Annotated in this window: 21 protein-coding genes; 9 read left to right on the top strand and 12 right to left on the bottom strand. The window is 56.1% G+C overall.

What is annotated here, in order from left to right:
- Nucleotides 1–136: 136 nt before the first annotated feature.
- The 8 genes from proX to SK47_RS16765 form a co-directional block, all read right to left on the bottom strand.
- On the bottom strand, nucleotides 137–1,132 hold the full coding sequence (gene proX / locus SK47_RS16800; protein ID WP_048244811.1) for a glycine betaine/L-proline ABC transporter substrate-binding protein ProX: 996 nt from the start codon (nucleotides 1,130–1,132) through the stop codon (nucleotides 137–139).
- A gap of 9 nt (nucleotides 1,133–1,141) precedes the next feature.
- Nucleotides 1,142–2,206 carry a glycine betaine/L-proline ABC transporter permease ProW gene (gene proW / locus SK47_RS16795; RefSeq protein ID WP_015571659.1) on the bottom strand — a complete coding sequence of 355 codons (1,065 nt, stop codon included), beginning with the start codon at nucleotides 2,204–2,206 and terminating at the stop codon, nucleotides 1,142–1,144.
- Nucleotides 2,199–3,401, bottom strand: a complete 1,203-nt coding sequence (gene proV, locus SK47_RS16790) for a glycine betaine/L-proline ABC transporter ATP-binding protein ProV (protein WP_048244809.1) — start codon at nucleotides 3,399–3,401, stop codon at nucleotides 2,199–2,201. Before proV ends, proW begins: the two co-directional genes overlap by 8 nt.
- A gap of 333 nt (nucleotides 3,402–3,734) precedes the next feature.
- On the bottom strand, nucleotides 3,735–4,694 hold the full coding sequence (nrdF, locus tag SK47_RS16785; protein ID WP_045335676.1) for a class 1b ribonucleoside-diphosphate reductase subunit beta: 960 nt from the start codon (nucleotides 4,692–4,694) through the stop codon (nucleotides 3,735–3,737).
- Nucleotides 4,695–4,703: 9 nt separating this feature from the next.
- Entirely contained in the window at nucleotides 4,704–6,848 is a 2,145-nt protein-coding gene (nrdE, locus tag SK47_RS16780) for a class 1b ribonucleoside-diphosphate reductase subunit alpha (protein ID WP_048244807.1), read from the bottom strand.
- On the bottom strand, nucleotides 6,821–7,231 hold the full coding sequence (nrdI, locus tag SK47_RS16775; RefSeq protein WP_003862188.1) for a class Ib ribonucleoside-diphosphate reductase assembly flavoprotein NrdI: 411 nt from the start codon (nucleotides 7,229–7,231) through the stop codon (nucleotides 6,821–6,823). The genes nrdE and nrdI overlap by 28 nt, the downstream gene beginning before the upstream one ends.
- On the bottom strand, nucleotides 7,228–7,467 hold the full coding sequence (gene nrdH / locus SK47_RS16770; protein ID WP_017382770.1) for a glutaredoxin-like protein NrdH: 240 nt from the start codon (nucleotides 7,465–7,467) through the stop codon (nucleotides 7,228–7,230). Before nrdH ends, nrdI begins: the two co-directional genes overlap by 4 nt.
- Before the next feature lie 243 nt (nucleotides 7,468–7,710).
- Entirely contained in the window at nucleotides 7,711–8,037 is a 327-nt protein-coding gene (locus SK47_RS16765) for an ElaB/YgaM/YqjD family protein (protein ID WP_017382769.1), read from the bottom strand.
- A 158-nt stretch (nucleotides 8,038–8,195) separates the two neighbouring features.
- Here SK47_RS16765 and SK47_RS16760 point away from each other — a divergent pair, with 158 nt between their 5' ends.
- Nucleotides 8,196–8,540 (top strand): DUF2002 family protein, encoded by a 345-nt coding sequence (locus SK47_RS16760; RefSeq protein ID WP_006811693.1) that lies wholly within the window; start codon nucleotides 8,196–8,198, stop codon nucleotides 8,538–8,540.
- Nucleotides 8,541–8,572: 32 nt separating this feature from the next.
- Here SK47_RS16760 and alaE read toward each other — a convergent pair whose 3' ends face one another.
- Nucleotides 8,573–9,022 carry an L-alanine exporter AlaE gene (alaE, locus tag SK47_RS16755; RefSeq protein WP_022651718.1) on the bottom strand — a complete coding sequence of 150 codons (450 nt, stop codon included), beginning with the start codon at nucleotides 9,020–9,022 and terminating at the stop codon, nucleotides 8,573–8,575.
- A 496-nt stretch (nucleotides 9,023–9,518) separates the two neighbouring features.
- Between alaE and stpA the strand changes: the two genes are divergently transcribed.
- Nucleotides 9,519–9,923 (top strand): DNA-binding protein StpA, encoded by a 405-nt coding sequence (gene stpA / locus SK47_RS16750; protein ID WP_022651717.1) that lies wholly within the window; start codon nucleotides 9,519–9,521, stop codon nucleotides 9,921–9,923.
- 37 nt (nucleotides 9,924–9,960) lie between these two features.
- Here the strand turns inward: stpA and SK47_RS16745 are convergent, their stop codons facing one another.
- Together SK47_RS16745 and SK47_RS16740 are read right to left on the bottom strand one after the other, a co-directional pair.
- Entirely contained in the window at nucleotides 9,961–10,140 is a 180-nt protein-coding gene (locus tag SK47_RS16745) for a hypothetical protein (protein WP_003862199.1), read from the bottom strand.
- An 82-nt stretch (nucleotides 10,141–10,222) separates the two neighbouring features.
- A complete protein-coding gene (locus tag SK47_RS16740) occupies nucleotides 10,223–10,741 on the bottom strand; it encodes a rhodanese family protein (RefSeq protein ID WP_022651716.1) in 519 nt (172 codons plus the stop codon).
- Nucleotides 10,742–10,920: 179 nt separating this feature from the next.
- Here SK47_RS16740 and SK47_RS16735 point away from each other — a divergent pair, with 179 nt between their 5' ends.
- Entirely contained in the window at nucleotides 10,921–11,079 is a 159-nt protein-coding gene (locus SK47_RS16735; RefSeq protein WP_003862203.1) for a YqaE/Pmp3 family membrane protein, read from the top strand.
- Here SK47_RS16735 and SK47_RS16730 read toward each other — a convergent pair.
- Nucleotides 11,076–12,005: a LysR substrate-binding domain-containing protein gene (locus tag SK47_RS16730; protein ID WP_015571650.1), complete on the bottom strand. Its 930-nt coding sequence runs from the start codon at nucleotides 12,003–12,005 to the stop codon at nucleotides 11,076–11,078. The genes SK47_RS16735 and SK47_RS16730 overlap by 4 nt on opposite strands.
- Before the next feature lie 320 nt (nucleotides 12,006–12,325).
- On the opposite strand from SK47_RS16730, the gene SK47_RS16725 reads away from it, so the two are divergent.
- The 6 genes from SK47_RS16725 to SK47_RS16700 all read left to right on the top strand — a co-directional run bounded on the left by SK47_RS16725 (nucleotide 12,326) and on the right by SK47_RS16700 (nucleotide 19,922).
- On the top strand, nucleotides 12,326–12,931 hold the full coding sequence (locus tag SK47_RS16725; protein WP_022651715.1) for an ankyrin repeat domain-containing protein: 606 nt from the start codon (nucleotides 12,326–12,328) through the stop codon (nucleotides 12,929–12,931).
- Nucleotides 12,932–13,039: 108 nt separating this feature from the next.
- A complete protein-coding gene (gene fdrA / locus SK47_RS16720; RefSeq protein WP_048244805.1) occupies nucleotides 13,040–14,581 on the top strand; it encodes an acyl-CoA synthetase FdrA in 1,542 nt (513 codons plus the stop codon).
- Nucleotides 14,581–15,996, top strand: coding sequence for a YlbE family protein (locus SK47_RS16715; RefSeq protein WP_048244803.1), 1,416 nt, complete (start codon nucleotides 14,581–14,583; stop codon nucleotides 15,994–15,996). The genes fdrA and SK47_RS16715 overlap by 1 nt, the downstream gene beginning before the upstream one ends.
- Nucleotides 15,997–16,007: 11 nt before the next feature.
- Entirely contained in the window at nucleotides 16,008–17,588 is a 1,581-nt protein-coding gene (locus SK47_RS16710; RefSeq protein ID WP_022651712.1) for a hypothetical protein, read from the top strand.
- The gene (locus SK47_RS16705) at nucleotides 17,585–18,541 is read left to right on the top strand and encodes a carbamate kinase family protein (protein WP_022651711.1); all 957 of its coding nucleotides are present in this window, start codon (nucleotides 17,585–17,587) and stop codon (nucleotides 18,539–18,541) included. The genes SK47_RS16710 and SK47_RS16705 overlap by 4 nt, the downstream gene beginning before the upstream one ends.
- 1 nt (nucleotide 18,542) lies before the next feature.
- Nucleotides 18,543–19,922: an amidohydrolase family protein gene (locus SK47_RS16700; protein ID WP_023314699.1), complete on the top strand. Its 1,380-nt coding sequence runs from the start codon at nucleotides 18,543–18,545 to the stop codon at nucleotides 19,920–19,922.
- Nucleotides 19,923–19,939: the final 17 nt, after the last annotated feature.

Raw genomic sequence — 19,939 nt, 5'->3', positions numbered from 1 at the left:
AATGATGGTGAATGTTGGGGAATTGTTATGTGTGTGTTTGTGCGGTTAAGCCCCTCACCCTAACCCTCTCCCGAAGGGAGAGGGAACGCTAACACCCTCTCCCTTCGGGAGAGGGCTGGGGTGAGGGGAAAGTACTTTACTTCTGCGCCTCAAGCGCCTCTTTCACCCAGCCATCGAACTGCTGCTGGTGGGCTTTGATCCAGCCATCCACGTGGCCTTTGATATCTGCTTCGGATGATTTACCCGCGTGCATCATCGCGTTCTGGGCGTTAATGTCAGCCAGCGGCAGTTTCATCACCGAGAACAGCTTCGCCGCCGCAGGGTTTTTCTCGGCCCAGGCTTGGTTCGCCACGATATGCATGGTATTCACCGGGAAGCCATAGTTCATGCCATTTGGCAGTTTGGTGTCGATATCTTTCTGCTCGCCCGGCAGGGAAGAGAAGGGCACCTGCAACCACACCACGTCTTTGCCCGGCTTCAGCACGTCGCTCACCCAGTACGGCGTCCAGGTGTAGTAGATCACCGGCTTGCCTTCTTTAAAGCGGGCGATGGTGTCGGCCATCATCGCAGAGTAATTGCCGTGGCTCACGTCGACGGTCTTCGCCAGATCGAAGGCTTTGTTCTGGTGGTTAATTACCGCTTCACAGCCCCAGCCCGGCGAGCAGCCCATCATGTCGGCTTTGCCGTCACCGTTGGTATCAAAGAGTTTGGCGATCTTCGGATCTTTCAGCTGTTCAATATTGGTGATGTGATACTTATCGGCGGTTTTCTTGTCGATCAAATATCCCTGCGCAGCGCCGGTCACAAAGGTGCCTTCACGGTAGAATTTCTTGTCACCGCCTGCGGCGGCATACATATCGTCGTGCAGCGGCTGCCAGTTCACGGCGGTAAAGGTGGCATCGCCGGAGGCAATGGAGGTATAGCCCACGTTGTAATCCACTTCGCTGGCGGTATTCACCGTATAGCCCAGTTTCTCCAGCGCACGGCTGACAATCTGGGTCTGGAAGGACTCTTCCGAAATGGTGCTCTGCACCGGCTGCACGGTAATGCCTTTGCCCGGCAGGTCAGCGGCAACTGCGCTGGTGGAGACAAGGGTCGCAAACGCTGTGGCAAAAAGTACGTTATGTCGCATCGTTGTTCCTTATTTTGTGAATGGGCGGGTGAGTAACCCGACAGGGCCGGTGGTGTACCAGCGACGGTTGCCGCGACTGCGTGAATCACGACCGACAGCCTGGGTCAGGCGGTCAAGAATGATGGCGAGGATCACAATCCCGACGCCGCCGACGGTCGCCAGCCCCATATCGAGACGGCCAATGCCGCGCAGTACCATCTGACCTAACCCGCCAACGGCAATCATTGAGGCGATCACCACCATCGACAGCGCCAGCATCAGCGTCTGGTTAACACCTGCCATAATGGTCGGCATCGCCAGCGGAAGCTGAACCTTAAACAGCATCTGACGCGGGCTGGCGCCGAACGAGCGCGATGCCTCTATCAGATCCGCAGGCACCTGGTTAATGCCCAGAATGGTCAGACGAATAATTGGCGGAAGGGCGAAGATAATGGTCACGACCACCCCCGGTACGTTACCGATGCCGAACAGCATCACGATAGGCACCAGGTAAACGAACGCTGGCGTGGTCTGCATCGCATCCAGCAGCGGGCGGATAATTTTCGCGGCCCGGGGGCTGCGCGCCAGCCAGATCCCCATCGGCAGGCCGATCACCACGCAGAACAGCAGGGCGGTCAGCACCAGCGCCAGGGTGATCATCGCCTGAGACCACGCGCCAATCGCGCCGATGGCAATCAGCGAAATCAGCGTGGCGATCCCCATACCCGCGCTGCCGAACTGCCATGCGATCAGCGAGAACAGGATAATCGCCACCGGCGCGGGCATGCCCAGCATCAGCTGCTGGAAGCCGTTCAGGATGTAATCCACCGGGATGCGGATCCCCTGGAACACCGGACGGAAGTGGGTAACGACCCAGTCGATCCCCTCCGTTACCCAGCTATCCAGCGGGATCAGCGTCTTGTGGAACGGATCCATAATATTGAAATGCTCTGGGGCAGGCGCCGGTGCGCTGTTGAGCCAGTCTGCCGCGCCGCCGCCATCGGCAGGCGCAGGCGTCGAACCCCACGCATCGGCAGATTGCGCCGCGCTGTCCGCTGCTTCAGTGGTGCCCCATGGGTTTGATTGATCAGCCATTGTTTGTCCCCTCGCGATCTAAAGCCTGTAGCAGCATCCGTTTTGAGATGATGCCAACGTACTGTTGTTCTTCACCGACAACCGGCACGGCGCACGGCGCCTGACCCACGTGAGAGAGCAACTCGCTGAGCGGCGTTTCGGCGTCCACGGCAAGCGGAGCGTCAATCAACGCTGCATCGATTCCCTGGTTTTCGCTCAGGGCGGTTTTCAGGGAGTCGATGGAGACCACGCCGACAAATTTATTGCCGCGTTCAACCAGATAACCGTATTCACGGTCTTCGTCCTGCAACAGCTTCAGCGCGGAGCGCGGACCAAAACCTGGCGTTTTTCGAATAATGCCGTTTGGTGTTCGACGGGCAATATCTTTCGCACTGAATACGTGGCTAATATCCACGCCGCGGAAGAAGGTGCGCACATAATCATTCGCCGGATTATTGAGAATTTCATCCGGTGTGCCGACCTGCACCACTTCACCATTTTGCATAATGGCGATACGGTCACCAATACGCATGGCTTCATCCAAATCGTGAGAAATAAAAACAATGGTGCGCTGATGTTTGGCCTGTAATTTTACCAGCTCATCCTGCATCTCGGTGCGAATTAAGGGATCGAGCGCCGAGAAGGCTTCGTCCATTAATAAAATATCCGGATTAATCGCTAATGCGCGCGCTAATCCCACACGCTGACGCATACCGCCGGAGAGTTCATCCGGATACGCATGAGCATAATTTTCCAGCCCGACCTGACGCAGTGCATCAAGGACTTTTTCCTGACGTTCCTGAGCGGGGATACCGGCTAACTCCATGCCAAAGGCGGTATTATCGAGTACCGTCATGTGCGGCATCAGTGCAAATGACTGAAACACCATCGCAATTTTCTTTCTGCGCACCTCGCGGAGTTCCGCGTCTGATATTCTGGCGATATCAACGCCGTCAATCAGCACCTGTCCGCGGGTGGGTTCAATCAGGCGATTGAGAAGGCGAACCATAGTGGATTTACCCGAACCGGATAATCCCATGATGACAAAAATCTCGCCTTCTTCAATGGCCAGACTGGCGTCTTTAACGCCAAGCGATAGCCCGGTTTTTTCCAGAATTTGCTCTTTCGAAAGGCCTTTCTCAATATATTTGAAAGCACGCTGCGGGTGCTCGCCAAATACTTTATAAAGATTTTTCACTTCTAATTTAATTGCCATGCAATAGAGAGTGTCCTGTTATTTGTTTATGTCGATATGATTACCATGGTAAATAGTTAACTGGCATTACCCTAACATACTCAGAATCTGAGACAACCCTGGGCCAGCCGAAGGCCAGAATTTTGCCGCAAGCGAAACGGCTGAATTTCCCATGAATAAAGGGCTGAGGGCGGTTTGAATTTTTCTCAATTTTTTGCTGCTGCATGGGGAAATTTCGCCTGAATCGGTGTGTTTCAGGCGAATATGACGGGGAAATTACAGTGTAGTACCTGGTGGAATATTTGGCTGGAAATAATGAAATGCAGAGTTAATTAATGAACGTTAATTCATTCATTAAAAATCCCAGTCCTCGTCTTGCGTCTCCACCGCTTTACCCATCACGTACGACGAGCCGGACCCGGAAAAGAAGTCGTGGTTTTCATCGGCGTTGGGCGACAGCGCCGCGAGGATCGCCGGGTTCACTTCCGCCATGTCTGGTGGGAATAACGCTTCGTAGCCCAGGTTCATCAGCGCCTTGTTGGCGTTGTAGCAGAGGAAGGCTTTTACGTCCTCTTCCCAGCCCGTTCCGGCGTACAGCTCTTCGGTATAGCTCAGCTCGTTGTCATACAGATCCATCAGTAAATCGAGGGCAAAACCTTTGAGTTCCTCGCGTTTTTCCGGGGTGACTTTCTCCAGTCCTTTCTGGTACTTATAGCCGATGTAATACCCGTGTACCGCTTCATCGCGGATGATGAGGCGAATCAAATCGGCGGTGTTGGTGAGCTTGCCCCGGCTCGACCAGTACATAGGCAGCCAGAAGCCGGAATAGAAGAGGAAAGATTCCAGGAATACGCTGGCGATCTTCTTCTTCAGCGGCTCGTCGGCCCGGTAATATTCCAGCACCAGATCTGCCTTGCGCTGCAATGACGCGCTCTCTTCACTCCAGGCGTAGGCGGCGTCCACGTCCCTGGTCTGGCACAGAGTGGAGAAAATCGAGCTGTAAGAGCGGGCATGCACCGCCTCCATAAAGCTGATATTCGACATTACCGCCTCCTCGTGCGGGGTCAGCGCATCACTCATCAGCGCGGGCGCACCCACGGTATTCTGAATGGTGTCCAGCAGCGTCAGGCCGGTAAAGACGCGGATTGTCAGCTGCTGCTCGGCATGGCTCAGAGTTTGCCAGGCCGGAATATCGTTGGAGAGCGGCACCTTTTCCGGCAGCCAGAAGTTGCTGGTCAGGCGGTTCCATACCTCCAGGTCTTTATCATCCTGAATTTTGTTCCAGTTAACGGCGCTTACGCGTGACAGTTTCATCCTTTCTCCTTACAGCGCGCAGGACACGCAGCCTTCAATTTCGGTGCCTTCCAGCGCGAGCTGGCGCAGGCGAATGTAGTACAGCGTTTTGATGCCTTTCTTCCAGGCGTAGATCTGCGCTTTGTTGATATCCCGCGTGGTGGCGGTGTCCGGGAAGAAGAGCGTCAGCGACAGCCCCTGATCCACATGTTTAGTCGCCTCGGCGTAGGTATCAATGATCTTTTCCGGGCCAATTTGATAGGCGTCCTGGTACAGAGCCAGATTCTCATTGGTCATAAACGGGGCAGGGTAGTAGACGCGCCCGGTTTTGCCTTCCTTACGGATTTCAATCTTCGACACGATGGGGTGGATGCTCGACGTGGCGTGATTGATATAGGAAATGGAGCCGGTTGGCGGCACCGCCTGAAGGTTCTGGTTATAAATGCCGTAGCGCATCACCTCTTCACGCAGCTGTTGCCACATCTCACGCGTCGGCAGGGTGATGCCAGCGCGGGCAAACAGCGCGCGTACTTTTTCGGTTTTCGGCTGCCAGTCGCCTTCCAGATACTGGCTGAAATACTCTCCGCTGGCGTAGCGGGACTGCTCAAAGCCTGCGAACCGCTGGTGGCGTTCGCGCGCCAGCATCATCGAGGTATGCACCGCATGCCAGGTGACGGTGTAGAAATAAAGGTTGGTGAAATCCAGCCCTTCGGGGCTGCCGTAGGCGATGCCCTCCCGCGCCAGATAGCCGTGCAGGTTCATCTGCCCAAGGCCGATGGCATGCGACGCGGCGTTGCCCGCTTCAATAGACGGTACGCTGCGGATGTGGCTCATGTCTGATACCGCCGTCAGTCCGCGAATGGCGGTCTCTACCGTGCGGCCAAAATCGGGAGAGTCCATGGTGTGGGCAATATTCAGCGACCCGAGGTTACAGGAGATATCCTTGCCCACGTCCGCGTAGTCGAGGTTCTCGTCGTAGCTGGACGCGCTGTTGACCTGCAAAATCTCCGAGCACAGATTGCTCATGTTGATGCGCCCGCCAATCGGGTTGGCGCGGTTCACCGTATCCTCGTACATGATGTACGGATAACCGGATTCAAACTGAATTTCAGCCAGCGTCTGGAAGAAATCCCGGGCGTTGATGGTTTTTTTACGAATGCGATCGTCGGCCACCAGCTCGTCGTACAGCTCGCTTATCGCCACGTCGCCAAAGGCTTTGCCGTAAATCCGCTCAACATCATACGGTGAGAAGAGCGCCATGTCGGCATTCTCTTTAGCCAGCTTAAACGTGATATCCGGGATCACCACGCCGAGCGACAGGGTTTTAATGCGGATCTTTTCATCGGCGTTTTCACGTTTGGTATCCAGAAAACGCAGAATGTCCGGGTGGTGCGCGTGCAGATAAACCGCACCCGCGCCCTGACGCGCGCCAAGCTGGTTGGCGTACGAAAAGGCATCTTCCAGCATCTTCATCACCGGGATGACGCCGGAGGACTGATTTTCGATGCGCTTAATCGGCGCGCCCGCTTCCCGCAGGTTCGAAAGCAGAAATGCCACACCGCCGCCGCGTTTCGAAAGCTGTAGCGCCGAATTTACCGCACGGCCAATCGACTCCATATTGTCTTCAATACGCAGCAGGAAGCAGGAGACCAGCTCGCCGCGCTGGGCTTTCCCGCAGTTAAGGAACGTTGGCGTGGCGGGCTGGAAGCGGCCGGAGAGGATCTCCTCCGTGAGACTTTCGGCCAGCACTTCATCGCCCTGCGCCAGCGTCAGCGCCACCATCACCACCCGATCTTCAAAGCTTTCTAAATAGCGTTTGCCGTCAAAGGTTTTCAGGGTGTAGCTGGTGTAATACTTCCACGCGCCGAGAAACGTCTGGAAGCGAAAACCGCAAGCGTGCGCCCGTTCAAACAATGCCACCACGAAGGCGCGGTCGTAGCGGGTCAGGACACGCTCTTCGTAATAACCCTCTTTTACCAGCCAGTCGAGACGTTCCTGCTGGCTGCCAAAAACGATGCTGTTCGGGCGCACATGAGCAGCAAAAAAGGCGTCCACCGCCTCACGATCTTTATCAAACTGAATGCGCCCCTCCCGGTCATAGAGGTTTAGCATGGCGTTTAATGCGTGGTAATCCGGCGTTGCCTGAATCACGCGCTCTGCGGTTGTCGTTGCCAAAATTCGTTCACTCCTTTACGCACGTTCTCTACGTCCTGCTGTGTCCCCATCAGTTCAAAACGATAGAGATACGGCACGCCGCATTTTTGAGAGATGACATCCCCGGCGCGGGCAAAGGCCTCGCCGAAGTTGCGATTGCCTGCGGCGATCACGCCGCGAATAAGCTGCCGGTTATGGGGATCGTTCAGAAAGCGGATCACCTGACGAGGCACAGCCCCTGCGGTGCCGCCACCGCCATAGCTGGGCACCACCAGAATGTAGGGTTCGTCTACCTGAATACGCTCCCGCTCGTTCAGCGGAATGCGTATCGCGGGCAGCCCGAGACGCTCCATAAACCGAAGCGTGTTTTCCGAGCTGCTGGAAAAGTAGACCAGCGTGCTCATGCACTGACGCCCTGAGCGGCAAGGCGGTTGATCATGTCCGGACGGAAGCCAGACCAGCTGGTGTCGCCGGCAACCACAACCGGAAGCTGACGGAAACCCTGCGCCCGCAGGGTGTCTGCCGCGTCGGGCACCTGATCAATATTGACCATCTCAAATGCCACGCCGCGGCTCTCCATCGCCCGTTTCGTGGCGTGGCACTGAACACAATCGTTACGAGTGTAAATAATAATGCTCATGATTCGCATTTCCATTTAGAATGAGAGGACGGCGCGAGTAAACGCGTCATATTGTGTGTGTCTTACTAAAGGGAATACTAGATGTAGTTTATATAAGTTTCAACCACACAAGATATGGGAAATTCAGATTAATAAGGCCCCGATGATGAGCCTGGCGGGGCAGGGCGGGCTGTACGGTTTTTTCAGGTTGTCAGGCAAAGAAAAGCCCCGGCGCCTGAGGCTACCGGGGCTAAGAACGCGCGCTTACTTACGCAGACTAAGCAGGGCGCCGACAAAAATCCCGACCGCCGCGACCGTTCCCAGCGTACAAAGCGGTTTTTCACGTACGAAGGTGGTGGCGCAGCTGGCCATGTCGCAGGCCGCCTGAGTGGTACGTGAGCGGCCGTTCATCCTTGCCCGCGTTTCACGCAGCAGAGACTGAGCCTTACGTTTCGCGGCATCTGCTTCGTCCTTCGCGTCAGAGCCCCAGGATTTCAATACGGCTTCCAGCGTGTCCGCTAATTGGCTGACATCGTTACGAATATCCTGTGTGTCGTCATTAATATCGTTTCGGTTCGGTCTGTTAAACATACGATCCTCCATAATTTGTGTTCCCGTTTAGTTTAGTCCAGAAATGTAATATCTGAAGCGAGTCACGGCTTATTGGGCAGTTTATGGAATATTCTGAAAGCCCTGCTAATGCTGAATACTGTAAGGTTGCCGGGCAGGAATGATAATGAGGAAAAGATATGTATTTACGACCCGATGAGGTGGCGCGCGTTCTTGAAAAAGAAGGGTTCACCATGGATGAGGTAACATCAAAAGCGTACGGATATCGCCGTGGTGAGAATTATGTTTACGTCAACCGTGAAGCAAGAATGGGGCGTACTGCTCTCATTATTCACCCGACACTCAAAGACAGAAGCCTGTCATTTGCTGAGCCCGCCTCGGATATTAAAACCTGCGATCATTATCAGCAATTTCCGCTCTATTTAGGCGGCGAGACGCATGAACATTATGGTATTCCGCACGGTTTCAGCTCGCGTATGGCGCTGGAGCGATTCCTGAAAGGGCTGTTTGGCGACGTACAATAACTCTGCGACTGGCATGAGCCAGTCGCCTTACCTTACGCTTTTGCCTGGCTATAAGGGCTGACTTTGAACAGGCGGCGGCAGTAGTCAAGAAAGTAACCGTACACCGCACCCATCAGCATGGATACCACGATATTTGAACTTACCGCAGCGGCGATTTGATGCCAGTCTGCGCCCACCGTCAGCAAAATAAACACATACACCGGGGACTGGAACGTCACGTAAGCCAGCACGTCCGCCAGGTTTTTTACCCAACCCGCCGGGCTAATACGCCGGGCTAAACGCATCACTGCATCGCGGTACAGGCCGTACGGCCAGGCGATCATGATATTCACCGGAATGGCCACCAGGCGCGACGAGAGAGATTGCTCAAAGGACATTCCCGACAGGAAAATTTCAATCAGCATATTCACGACGGAACAGTAAACGACCATCGCGAACGTATCCGCTACCGCATGGCGCAGGCGAGACTGCGGTGAGAACATGTCTGAACTCCTCGAACAGGACAAAAAAGTGGCGTTTTACCTGCGGCCTTTAGTGCTTTAGGTTGGTTTGTTTTGAGTGTATAGCGTATCTCTCTGGCTTTTAACTAACAAGTAGTGATTAATTTTTATTTACTGGCGCTTTAGCCATAAAATTCTCTAAAATTGTGCGTTTTTTGCGCGCTTCGTTATTTTCTCTCCTCGCGCCTATTTTAGTGAAATATATCAATGAATTAGATTATCTATGCGCGTGTGAAACCTTTGTTGTGTGGGATTTTGGAGGCGGTTTTTTGAACGGTTTAAAACAGGGTTTTTTGGCCTGGGGAAGGGCGGTATATTACGCTTTAAAACAGACATATATTTCAGGGTTATATTAACGGGATATTCTAAAACATTTACAATAATGTCAAAACGTCACGGTGGGTAGATATCAGAACCAAAATCAATTATTCTGTTGCCTGATTTATGTTATACACAAGAAGAAAGGTTTTTCATTATTATGGCTTTAACGTTACAGAATCTTAATAATATTCGTACCCTCCGGGCGCTGGCACGTGAATTATCCATGGATGTTCTGGAAGAAGTGCTGGAAAAATTCCGGATTGTCACTGAAGAAAAACGCAGCGAGCAGGCTGAATTAGAGCGTCAACGCGCTGAACAGCAGGATAAAATTAATGCTCTGCTGGAACTGATGAAAGCTGACGGTATTTCTCCGAGCGATCTGTTAGGCAGTGACCTGGCGCAGGCGGGTCAGCCGACGAAAAAACGTAAAGCGCGTGCGGCGAAATATCGTTTTATTGACGCGAACGGTGAAGAAAAAACCTGGACCGGTCAGGGACGTACGCCAAAGCCAATTGCGACCGCACTGGCAAACGGTAAATCGCTGGACGATTTCCTGATCTGATGATTATTCGGGCGGTGTATTCCGCCCGATTATTGACTTAGCAGACGCCAAAGTCACCTTCTTCGGAGTACAGAACTACGTCCGCCGCTTTCAGGTGATATTTCTCGCCCTGCTCATCGCTGGCCTGCACGGCCACAATGTTTTCACCATTCACTTCGAGCACTTTCAGTTTCGGACCGCCCTGACGCGGTTGGACATAATCACCGACAGAAAACATAGCACCTCCTCATCATTGTCATGATCTTCACCATAGCCCACGTCCGGGACGGGGTACAGCCTAATCTTTCAGATACTCCTTATCAGGTACGTCGGTTCCACGGCATCACTTTCAGAAGTCGCGCCATACCGCAAAAACCTGTCACTCCGGCGAACAGCAGCCCGACGCCCACAAAACCGCTCAGCAGGAAAAAACCGCTGGAGACGCTGTAACCCAACACCACGCCGCAGAGGATCAGCAGCCCGGCAGCGATCTGCACCTGACGCATCAGCGGAAGCGGCTGCGATCGATCTTCAACGGTCAGCAGCCCGGCCTGTTTCCAGCCCTGAATGCCTCCCTCAACCACACAGGCGTTCGCAGGGGATGCTGCCTGCGCCAGACGAGCAGCATTGTTTGAGGTTCGTGCGCCGGACTGACAGTGGAAAATCACCGTTTCTCCCGGCGCCGCGTTAAGCCCGCCGGGTAACGAATCCAGCGGAATGGAGTGCGCCGCCGGAATATGCTCGCGGGCATACTCGTCGGGGTCGCGAATATCGATAAGTTTGGCGCCTTCAGCAATAAGCGCGTTTGCCTGCTGCGGCGAAATAAGAGGAAGAGACATTATGTTTCCTTACGGTCAATTTCAGAACAGTAGAGCATTTAAGGCCGGGTTTAAGCCAGTGTAAAGAGGGTAAAGGCAGGTAAAAGCGCGAGAGACGAATGGCAGTTACCCGTAAACTGGCTACGCTTAGAGAAGTGTCTTTTATAATTTTCAATTGGTTAGCTTGCACGGAGTTATTTATGGGTTTTTGGCGCGTTGTTTTTACGATTATTCTCCCGCCGCTGGGCGTGCTGCTTGGCAAGGGGCTGGGCTGGGCGTTTATTCTGAATATCCTTCTGACCATCCTGGGCTACTTCCCCGGTCTTATCCACGCATTTTGGGTTCAGACGAAGAGCTAGGTACGCCACAGTAAGTCACTGTAGATCCGGGTCAGCACGCCTTCGGGGCCAAATTGCTGTTTTATCCAGCGCGTGACCTGACCGGTCGCCGCATGCTGCGTGGCGAGCAGCATGCGCGAATCCTGGCGCGGATTATTGATTCGCCGCGTTACCAGCAGCCCATCCTCCACCGCCTCACGCGTCATGTATTCCGGTAAAAATCCAATACCTTCCCCCAGGATCTGACACTGGCATTTCGTGTTGAAGTCCGGCACCAGAATCGCCTCCTGACCGTGAAGCAGCCAGCCCACCTTCTTATTGATGGTATGCGCGGTATCCTCGACCATGATATTGGGATACAGACGCAGCTGACTTTCGGAGATGGGCTCCGGGGCGAACGCCAGCGGATGCGTGGGCGCGATGGCAAATACCCAGCGGATCGCGCCTATCTCGGTATAATCAATGCCGCCGCCGTCCAGCAGCGTATCCGGCGCGCCAATGGCGATATTGGCCTGATTATTAATGATGGAATCCCAGACGCCGTTATACACCTCGGTTGTCACCGTGATCTGGCAGGTGGGAAACTGTTTTTTCAGCACCTGGAGCAAACGCGCGGTATGGCGTGGCGTATACAAAAGCTGATTTATGCAGATGCGCACCCGCGTCTCAATGCCCTGAGAAATGGTATCAATCCCGCGCTTGATGGCATGAAAGTCATTCAGCAGGTCGGTCGCTTTACGATAAAAATAAAAACCGGATTCGGTCAGCTCAATGCTGCGCGTGTTGCGTACAAACAGCACCACGTCCAGGCCGGTCTCCATGCGTTTGATGGTGTAACTGATGGCCGAGGTGGTTACGCCCAGCTCGGCAGCCGCTTTGCTAAAACTGCCAAAACGTGCCGCGGTGGTGAAGGCCAGCAAATTCTCTTCGGTAAAGATGGAATTCATATTATGGCTCCTGGTGACCATCAGTTTTGAACATATTTTAACACTGGCGTTACATCATAGTTGATGTTGGTCACAGTTCTGTATTTTTACGTAGGGCCGCGCTGTGTAAGGCTTTTTCAGCCATAAGGATAATGCAGCCTGAAGTGTGTAAAAGCGGTAAAACATAAGAAAAAGGTTGCACAGACGCACGTTTCTGCCGGACCGTTGAATTTAACTCAACAATGAATTGCGTGTCGATGAATGATTTTTAAGCGGATTCTTTTATGACCAGGCTGTTGCTATTCTCAGGCCATCAGAAGTGAAACATAGGGAGTCTGAATATGTCTGCAACTGCACTGGTTACAGAATTTCTGCTGGCGGCAGAAGAGGGCAATATCGACGCGCTAAAAGCCTGCCTGGAAAAAGGCGTGGATATTAACGTAACCAACCGCCAGAAAAGAACCGCCATTATTATTGCCAGCCTGAAAAAGCATTACGCCTGTGTGGAATTTTTAATTGCCGCCGGGGCGGATATTGATAAACAGGACCAGACCTGTTTTAACCCCTTCCTGATCAGCTGCCTGACCAATGATTTAACCCTGCTGCGCATTGTCCTTCCGGCGGATCCGGATCTCGACCGTCTGACGCGCTTTGGCGGCGTGGGCATTACCCCTGCCAGTGAAAAAGGGCACGTTGAAATCGTGCGTGAGCTGCTGGAAAAAACCGACATCAACGTCAACCACACCAATTTTGTCGGCTGGACGCCGTTGCTGGAGGCCATCGTATTAAACGACGGCGGCGCAAAGCAGCAGGAAATTGTGAAGCTGCTGCTGGATCACGGCGCGAACCCGCACATGACCGATAAATACGGCAAAACCCCGCTCGAACTGGCGCGGGAAAAAGGCTTCAACGCGATCGCAGACCTGCTGCTGGCGGCAGGCGCGTAGCGCATTCGGTCAGCCTTCCCCTGGCTGGCCGTTACTGAAAAAACGCATTGTTACCGACGTGCATTTAGCACGACGGCGGCCCCCTTTTATCTTAAACAGGTGAAAATAATGCCAACCAAAATCGTCATAAAAAAGAATACGTATTTCGATTCGGTTTCCTTAATGTCGGTTTCCACCAAAGCCAATAAATTGCCGGGCGTCGAGCAGGCGTTTGTGGCGATGGCGACGGAAATGAACAAAGGCGTATTAAAAAACCTCGGGCTATTAACGCCGGAATTAGCGGACGCGAAAAATGGCGACCTGATGATCGTGATTAAAGGCGACGCGGCAAATGATGAAACCCTGGCCTCCATTGAAGCGCTGTTCACGCGTAAAGAGCGCACGGGCTCCCATGAAGCACGCTACGCGTCGATTGCCAGCGCCAAAACCCATCGTCCGGACAGCAACCTGGCGGTGATTTCCGTCAACGGCACCTTCGCCGCCCGGGAAGCGCGTCAGGCGCTGGAAAACGATCTTAACGTGATGCTGTTCTCCGATAACGTATCGCTCGACGACGAGCTGGCGCTGAAGCAGCTGGCGCATGAAAAGGGTCTGCTGATGATGGGGCCAGACTGCGGCACCGCCATTATCAACGGCGCGGGGCTGTGCTTCGCCAACGCGGTGCGTCGCGGGACGATTGGCATCGTTGGCGCCTCCGGTACCGGCAGCCAGGAGCTGAGCGTGCGCATTCATGAGTTCGGCGGCGGCGTGTCGCAGCTGATCGGCACCGGCGGGCGCGATCTTAGCGAGAAGATCGGCGGCCTGATGATGCTCGACGCCATCGACATGCTGGAGGCGGACGACGCTACTCGGGTGATAGCGCTCATCTCCAAACCGCCAGCACCCGCGGTGGCTGAGAAGGTGCTGGCCCGGGCACGCGCCTGCCGCAAGCCTGTAGTTGTGTGCTTCCTGGGCCGCAACGAACCGCCTGCCGATGAAGACGGTTTGCAGTTTGCTCGTGGCACCAAAGAGGCGGCCCTGAAAGCGGTGCTGCTTACCGGCATTAAAAAAGACGACCTGGATTTACATCCGCTCAACTGGCCGCTGATCGAAGAGGTACGCACCCGCCTGACGTCGCAGCAGAAGTACATTCGCGGCCTGTTCTGCGGCGGCACCCTGTGCGACGAAGCGATGTTTGCCGCGCTGGAGAAGTTTGACGATGTTTACAGCAACATCCAGCCGGACCCGGCCAGGCGTCTGAAAGATATCAGCGTTAGCCAGGCCCACACCTTCCTTGATTTCGGTGACGATGATTTCACCAGCGGCAAGCCACACCCAATGATCGACCCGACCAACCGCATCAGCCGCCTGCTACAGGAGGCGCGCGATCCGCAGGTGGGCGTCATCGTGATGGACTTCGTGCTGGGCTTTGGCGCGCACGACGATCCGGTGGGGGTGATGATCGAGGCGATCAAAGAGGCACAGGCGATCGCGAACGCCGACAACCGTCCGTTGGAAATTCTCGGCTACGTGCTCGGCACCGATCAGGATCCGCAGTCGCTGGCGCAGCAGTGCCAGCTGCTGACCGACGCAGGCGTCATCTGGGCCAGCAGCAGCACCAACACCGGATTACTGGCACGCGAATTTGTCTGCAAAGGGGAGAAAGCATAATGACCACTTTATTCAACCAGCCGCTAAACGTCATTAACGTCGGCATTGCGATGTTCAGCGACGACCTCAAAAAGCAGCACGTTCCCGTGACCCAGCTCGACTGGACGCCGCCGGGGCAGGGCAATATGCAGGTTGTTGAAGCGCTCGACCAGCTGGCGGAAAAACCGCTGGCGGAGAAAATTGCCGCCGCAAACAAAATTGCCCTGGAGCGGATTATTCAGTCCCATCCGGTGCTGGTGGGCTATGACCAGGCCATCAACATGGTGCCGGGCATGACCCGCACGACCATTCTGCACGCCGGTCCGCCAGTTACCTGGGAAAACATGTGCGGTGCGATGAAAGGTGCGGTTACCGGCGCGCTGGTGTTTGAAGGGCTGGCGACGGATCTGGAGGACGCCGCAAGGCTGGCGGCGTCAGGTGACATCACCTTCTCGCCGTGCCACGAGCACGACTGTGTGGGCTCTATGGCGGGCGTCACCTCCGCGTCGATGTTTATGCACATCGTTGAGAACAAAACTTACGGCAACCGCGCCTTCACCAACCTCAGCGAGCAGATGGCGAAGATCCTGCGTATGGGGGCTAATGACCAGAGCGTGATCGAGCGCCTGAACTGGATGCGCGACGTGCTCGGCCCGATGCTGCGCGACGCGATGAAGATTATCGGCGAAATCGACCTGCGCCTGATGCTGGCCCAGGCGCTGCACATGGGCGACGAGTGCCACAACCGCAACAACGCGGGCACCACGCTGCTTATTCAGGCGCTGACGCCGGGGCTGATCCAGGCGGGCTATCCCGTGACGCAGCAGCGTGAAGTGTTCGAGTTTGTCGCCAGCAGCGACTATTTCTCCGGTCCGACGTGGATGGCGATGTGTAAGGCCGCGCTGGATGCTGCCCACGGCATTGAGTACAGCACCGTCGTCACCACCATGGCGCGCAACGGCTACGAGTTCGGCCTGCGCGTTTCCGGCCTGCCGGGGCAGTGGTTCACCGGCCCGGCGCAGCAGGTGATCGGCCCGATGTTCGCGGGCTATAAGCCGGAAGACTCCGGGCTGGATATCGGCGACAGCGCCATCACCGAAACCTACGGCATCGGCGGCTTTGCGATGGCGACGGCCCCGGCAATCGTGGCGCTGGTGGGCGGCACGGTGGAGGAAGCCATCGATTTTTCTCGCCAGATGCGCGAAATCACCCTCGGCGAAAACCCGAACGTCACCATTCCGCTGCTCTCCTTTATGGGGATCCCGACCGCCATCGACATCACGAAGGTCGCGGGCAGCGGCATTCTGCCGGTCATTAATACCGCCATTGCCCACAAGGACGCCGGGATCGGCATGATTGGGGCGGGCATCGTTCACCCGCCGTTTAGCTGTTTTGAAAAGGCGCTGTTGACCTTCCGCGATCGCTACTTTTTATAAGGCATGCATCCATGAAAAACATGAAACTGGAGTGGAAAAGAGGTGACTGGGCAGCTTATTTCGGGTTGATGACCAACAACCTGACCAATTTGCTGACCATGATGGGGCTGCTCATTTTTGTCGTCGGCATCCCGAAGGAGATTGTTTATGGACGCATCGCGCCAGCCTTCGGGCTGGCGGTGCTGGTGGCGAGTCTTTGCTATACGTGGTTTGGCCTGCAAATGGCGCGCGCTACCGGACGAACGGACGTCACCGCGTTGCCGTCCGGCCCGAGCGCGCCGTCGATTTTTACCGTGACCTTCCTGGTCTTAATGCCGGTTTACCAGCAAACTGGCGATGCGGATTTCGCGATTCAGATTGGCCTGGTGTGGTGCTTTGTGGAAGCGATGATCCTCGCGGGCGGTTCCTTCCTGGGGGAAACCATCCGCAAGATGATCCCGCGCACCGTGCTGCTGTCGTGCCTGTCCGGTCTTGGCTTGCTGCTGCTGGCGATGAACCCGATGTTGCAGGCGTTCGAAGCGCCGACCGTGTCGTTTATCGTCCTGCTGCTGATCTTCATTAACTGGTTCGGTAAAAAGCCGATTTTCGCCCGTATCCCGACCGGCCTGCTGCTGTTAATTGCCGGTACTCTACTTGCGTGGATCTCTGGCCTGCAAAGCCCGGATGCCATTAAAGCGTCCATGTCATCCTTCGGCTTTAACCCGCCGGAAGTGCACGTGGACAGCTTTATGCAGGGGCTGCCGCACGCGCTGCCTTATCTGGCGTCCGCCGTACCGCTGGGGCTGGCAAACTACATCTTTGACCTGGAGAACATCGAAAGCGCCCACGCGGCAGGGGATGAATACCCGACCCGCAAGGTAATGCTGGCGAACGGTCTGGCCTCGATGCTCGGCTGCCTGATGGGCAATCCGTTCCCGGTCACGGTCTACGTCGGCCATCCTGGCTGGAAAGCGATGGGCGCCAGCATCGGCTACACCCTGGCGTCCGGCGTGACCATGTTCATCGTGCCGCTGTTCGGGCTGGGGGCCTTTATGCTCGCCATCATACCGATGACCGCCATCGTGCCGATTCTGGTGTTTATCGGTGTCGTCACCGCCAACCAGGTGGTGAGGGAAACCCCGAAAGTGGAGGTGCCCGTCATCTTCATCTGCCTGTTCCCGTGGATCGCCAACTGGGCGCTGACCATGATGAACAGCGTGATGAGCGCCGCGGGGACCAGCGCGGCGAAAATCGGCACCGACGTGCTGCACAGCAAGGGGATCTACTACGAAGGCCTGATGCATCTCGGCAACGGCGCGCCGCTCGCCAGCATGCTCTGGGGCTGTATCGCCATCTTCGCCATTATCAACAAACCGCTGCGCGGGGCCGTCGCCGCCGCAGGAGGCGCGCTGCTGGCGCTGTTTGGCGTGATCCACGCCCCGGTGGTGGGCTTTGCCGAGGGCAGTTCCCTGATGTTTGTCACGGCCTACCTGATGATGGGCGGGATGTTTGTGGTGAAGCATGTGCTGGATACCTCTGTTAATCCCCCTCTCCCTGTGGGAGAGGGCCGGGGTGAGGGCACCAGAACGCACCTTCTAAAGGAAACAAAATGAAAGAGCTTATGGTCGTCGCCATCGGCGGCAACAGCATTATCAAAGACAACGCCAGCCAGTCGATTGAGCATCAGGCGCAGGCGGTCAAAGCGGTGGCTGAGTCGGTGCTCGAAATGCTGGCCTCGGACTATGACATCGTGCTCACCCATGGCAATGGCCCGCAGGTGGGGCTGGATCTGCGCCGCGCCGAAATCGCCCACGAGCGGGAAGGGCTGCCGCTGACCCCGCTGGCAAACTGCGTGGCGGATACCCAGGGCGGCATCGGCTACCTGATCCAGCAGGCGCTCAACAACCGCCTGGCGGCGCGTGGCGAGCAAAAGGCGGTCACGGTCGTCACCCAGGTGGAGGTGGATAAAAACGATCCCGGCTTTACGCACCCGACAAAACCGATCGGCGCGTTCTTCAGCGAGGCGCAGCGCGACGAGCTACAGCTCGCGCACCCGGACTGGCATTTTGTCGAGGATTCAGGCCGGGGCTATCGCCGCGTGGTGGCCTCGCCCCAGCCGCGGCGCATCGTCGAGGCGGATGCGATTAAGGCGCTAACGCAGAAAGGTTTTGTGGTCATCGGCGCGGGCGGTGGAGGCATTCCCGTGGTGCGCAGTGAACAGGGCGATTACCAGAGCGTGGATGCGGTTATCGATAAAGATCTCTCCACCGCGCTGCTGGCGCGCGAGATCCGCGCCGACGTGCTGGTGATCACCACCGGCGTGGAAAAAGTGTGCGTGAACTTCGGCAAGCCGAACCAGCAGGCGCTGGATACCGTCAACGTGGCGCAGATGACGCGCTACATGGATGAAGGCCACTTCCCGGCAGGTAGCATGTTGCCAAAAATCGTCGCTTCGCTGGAATTTTTACGCCATGGCGGCAGGCGCGTAATCATCACCTCGCCGGACTGCCTGCCCGCAGCGCTGCGCGGTGAAACGGGTACCCATATTATTAATGAAGGAAGATAAGATGAGTGAGAATAAAAGCCGCCGCGAGTTTATCAGCCAGAGCGGCAAAATGGTTACTGCCTGCGCGCTGTTTGGCGCCACGGGTTCCGTCGCGTATGCTGCCGATTCTGTAAAGGCAACCTGCGAGACGGGTAAACCGATGAACATCACCGCAAAACATTACTATCTCGACAACGTGCTGCTGGAAGCCGGGTTTAACTACGACGGCAGCGTGGCGACAAGCACCCGCACCGAGCTGAAAACGCTGGAGATCAAAGACGGGAAAATCGTCGCCCTGCGCGATAACGGCAGCCACGCCGACGCGACCCTGCCGCACTACGACGCGGGTAAAAAGCTGATGCTTCCGGCGATGCGCGACATGCACATTCACCTGGATAAAACCTTCTACGGCGGCCCATGGCGCTCCCTGAACCGTCCGGCGGGCACCACCATTCAGGACATGATCCGCCTGGAGCAGAAGCTGCTGCCGGAGTTACAGCCCTACACGCAAGAACGCGCCGAAAAGCTGATCGACCTGATCCAGTCCAAAGGGTCCACCATCGCCCGCAGCCACTGCAACATAGAGCCGGTTTCCGGCCTGAAAAACCTGGAAAATTTGCAGGCGGTACTGGCGCGCCGGGGCGCAGGCTTTGACTGCGAAATCGTTGCCTTCCCGCAGCACGGCCTGCTGCTGTCGAATTCTGAAAAGCTGATGCGCGAGGCGATGCAGGCGGGGGCGCATTATGTGGGCGGGCTGGACCCAACCAGCGTCGACGGCGCGATGGAGAAATCGCTAGATACCATGTTCCAGATTGCGCTGGATTACGACAAAGGGGTGGATATTCACCTCCATGAAACCAGCCCGGCGGGCGTGGCGGCGGTGAACTACATGGTAGAAACCGTGGAGAAAACGCCGGCGCTGAAGGGGAAGCTGACCATCAGCCACGCCTTCGCGCTGGCCACGCTTAACGAACAGCAGGTGGATGAGATCGCCACCCGCATGGCGGCACAGCAGGTAACCATCGCCTCGACCGTGCCGATTGGCACCCTGCACATGCCGCTGAAGCAGTTACGTGATAAAGGCGTGTTTGTCATGACCGGTACCGACAGCGTGATCGACCACTGGTCGCCGTACGGTCTGGGGGACATGCTGGAGAAAGCCAACCTCTACGCCCAGCTCTATATTCGCCCGAACGAGCAGACGCTTTCGCGGGCGCTGGGCATCGCCACCGGCGACGTGCTGCCGCTGAACGACAAAGGTGAGCGCGTGTGGCCTAAAGCGCAGGACGACGCCAGCTTTGTGCTGGTTGACGCCTCCTGTTCCGCCGAGGCGGTGGCGCGCATTTCTCCGCGCACCGCGACGTTCCACAAGGGGAATCTGGTCTGGGGCACGGTCGCCTGACGCCACGTTGGGGTATC

This window comes from Enterobacter sp. BWH52, from assembly GCF_001037565.1.
In the GTDB taxonomy this organism is placed as follows: Bacteria; Pseudomonadota; Gammaproteobacteria; order Enterobacterales; family Enterobacteriaceae; genus Enterobacter; species Enterobacter hormaechei_C.
Note: the sequence above shows the minus strand (reverse complement) of the source record. Positions and strands in the feature narration are given on the sequence as shown.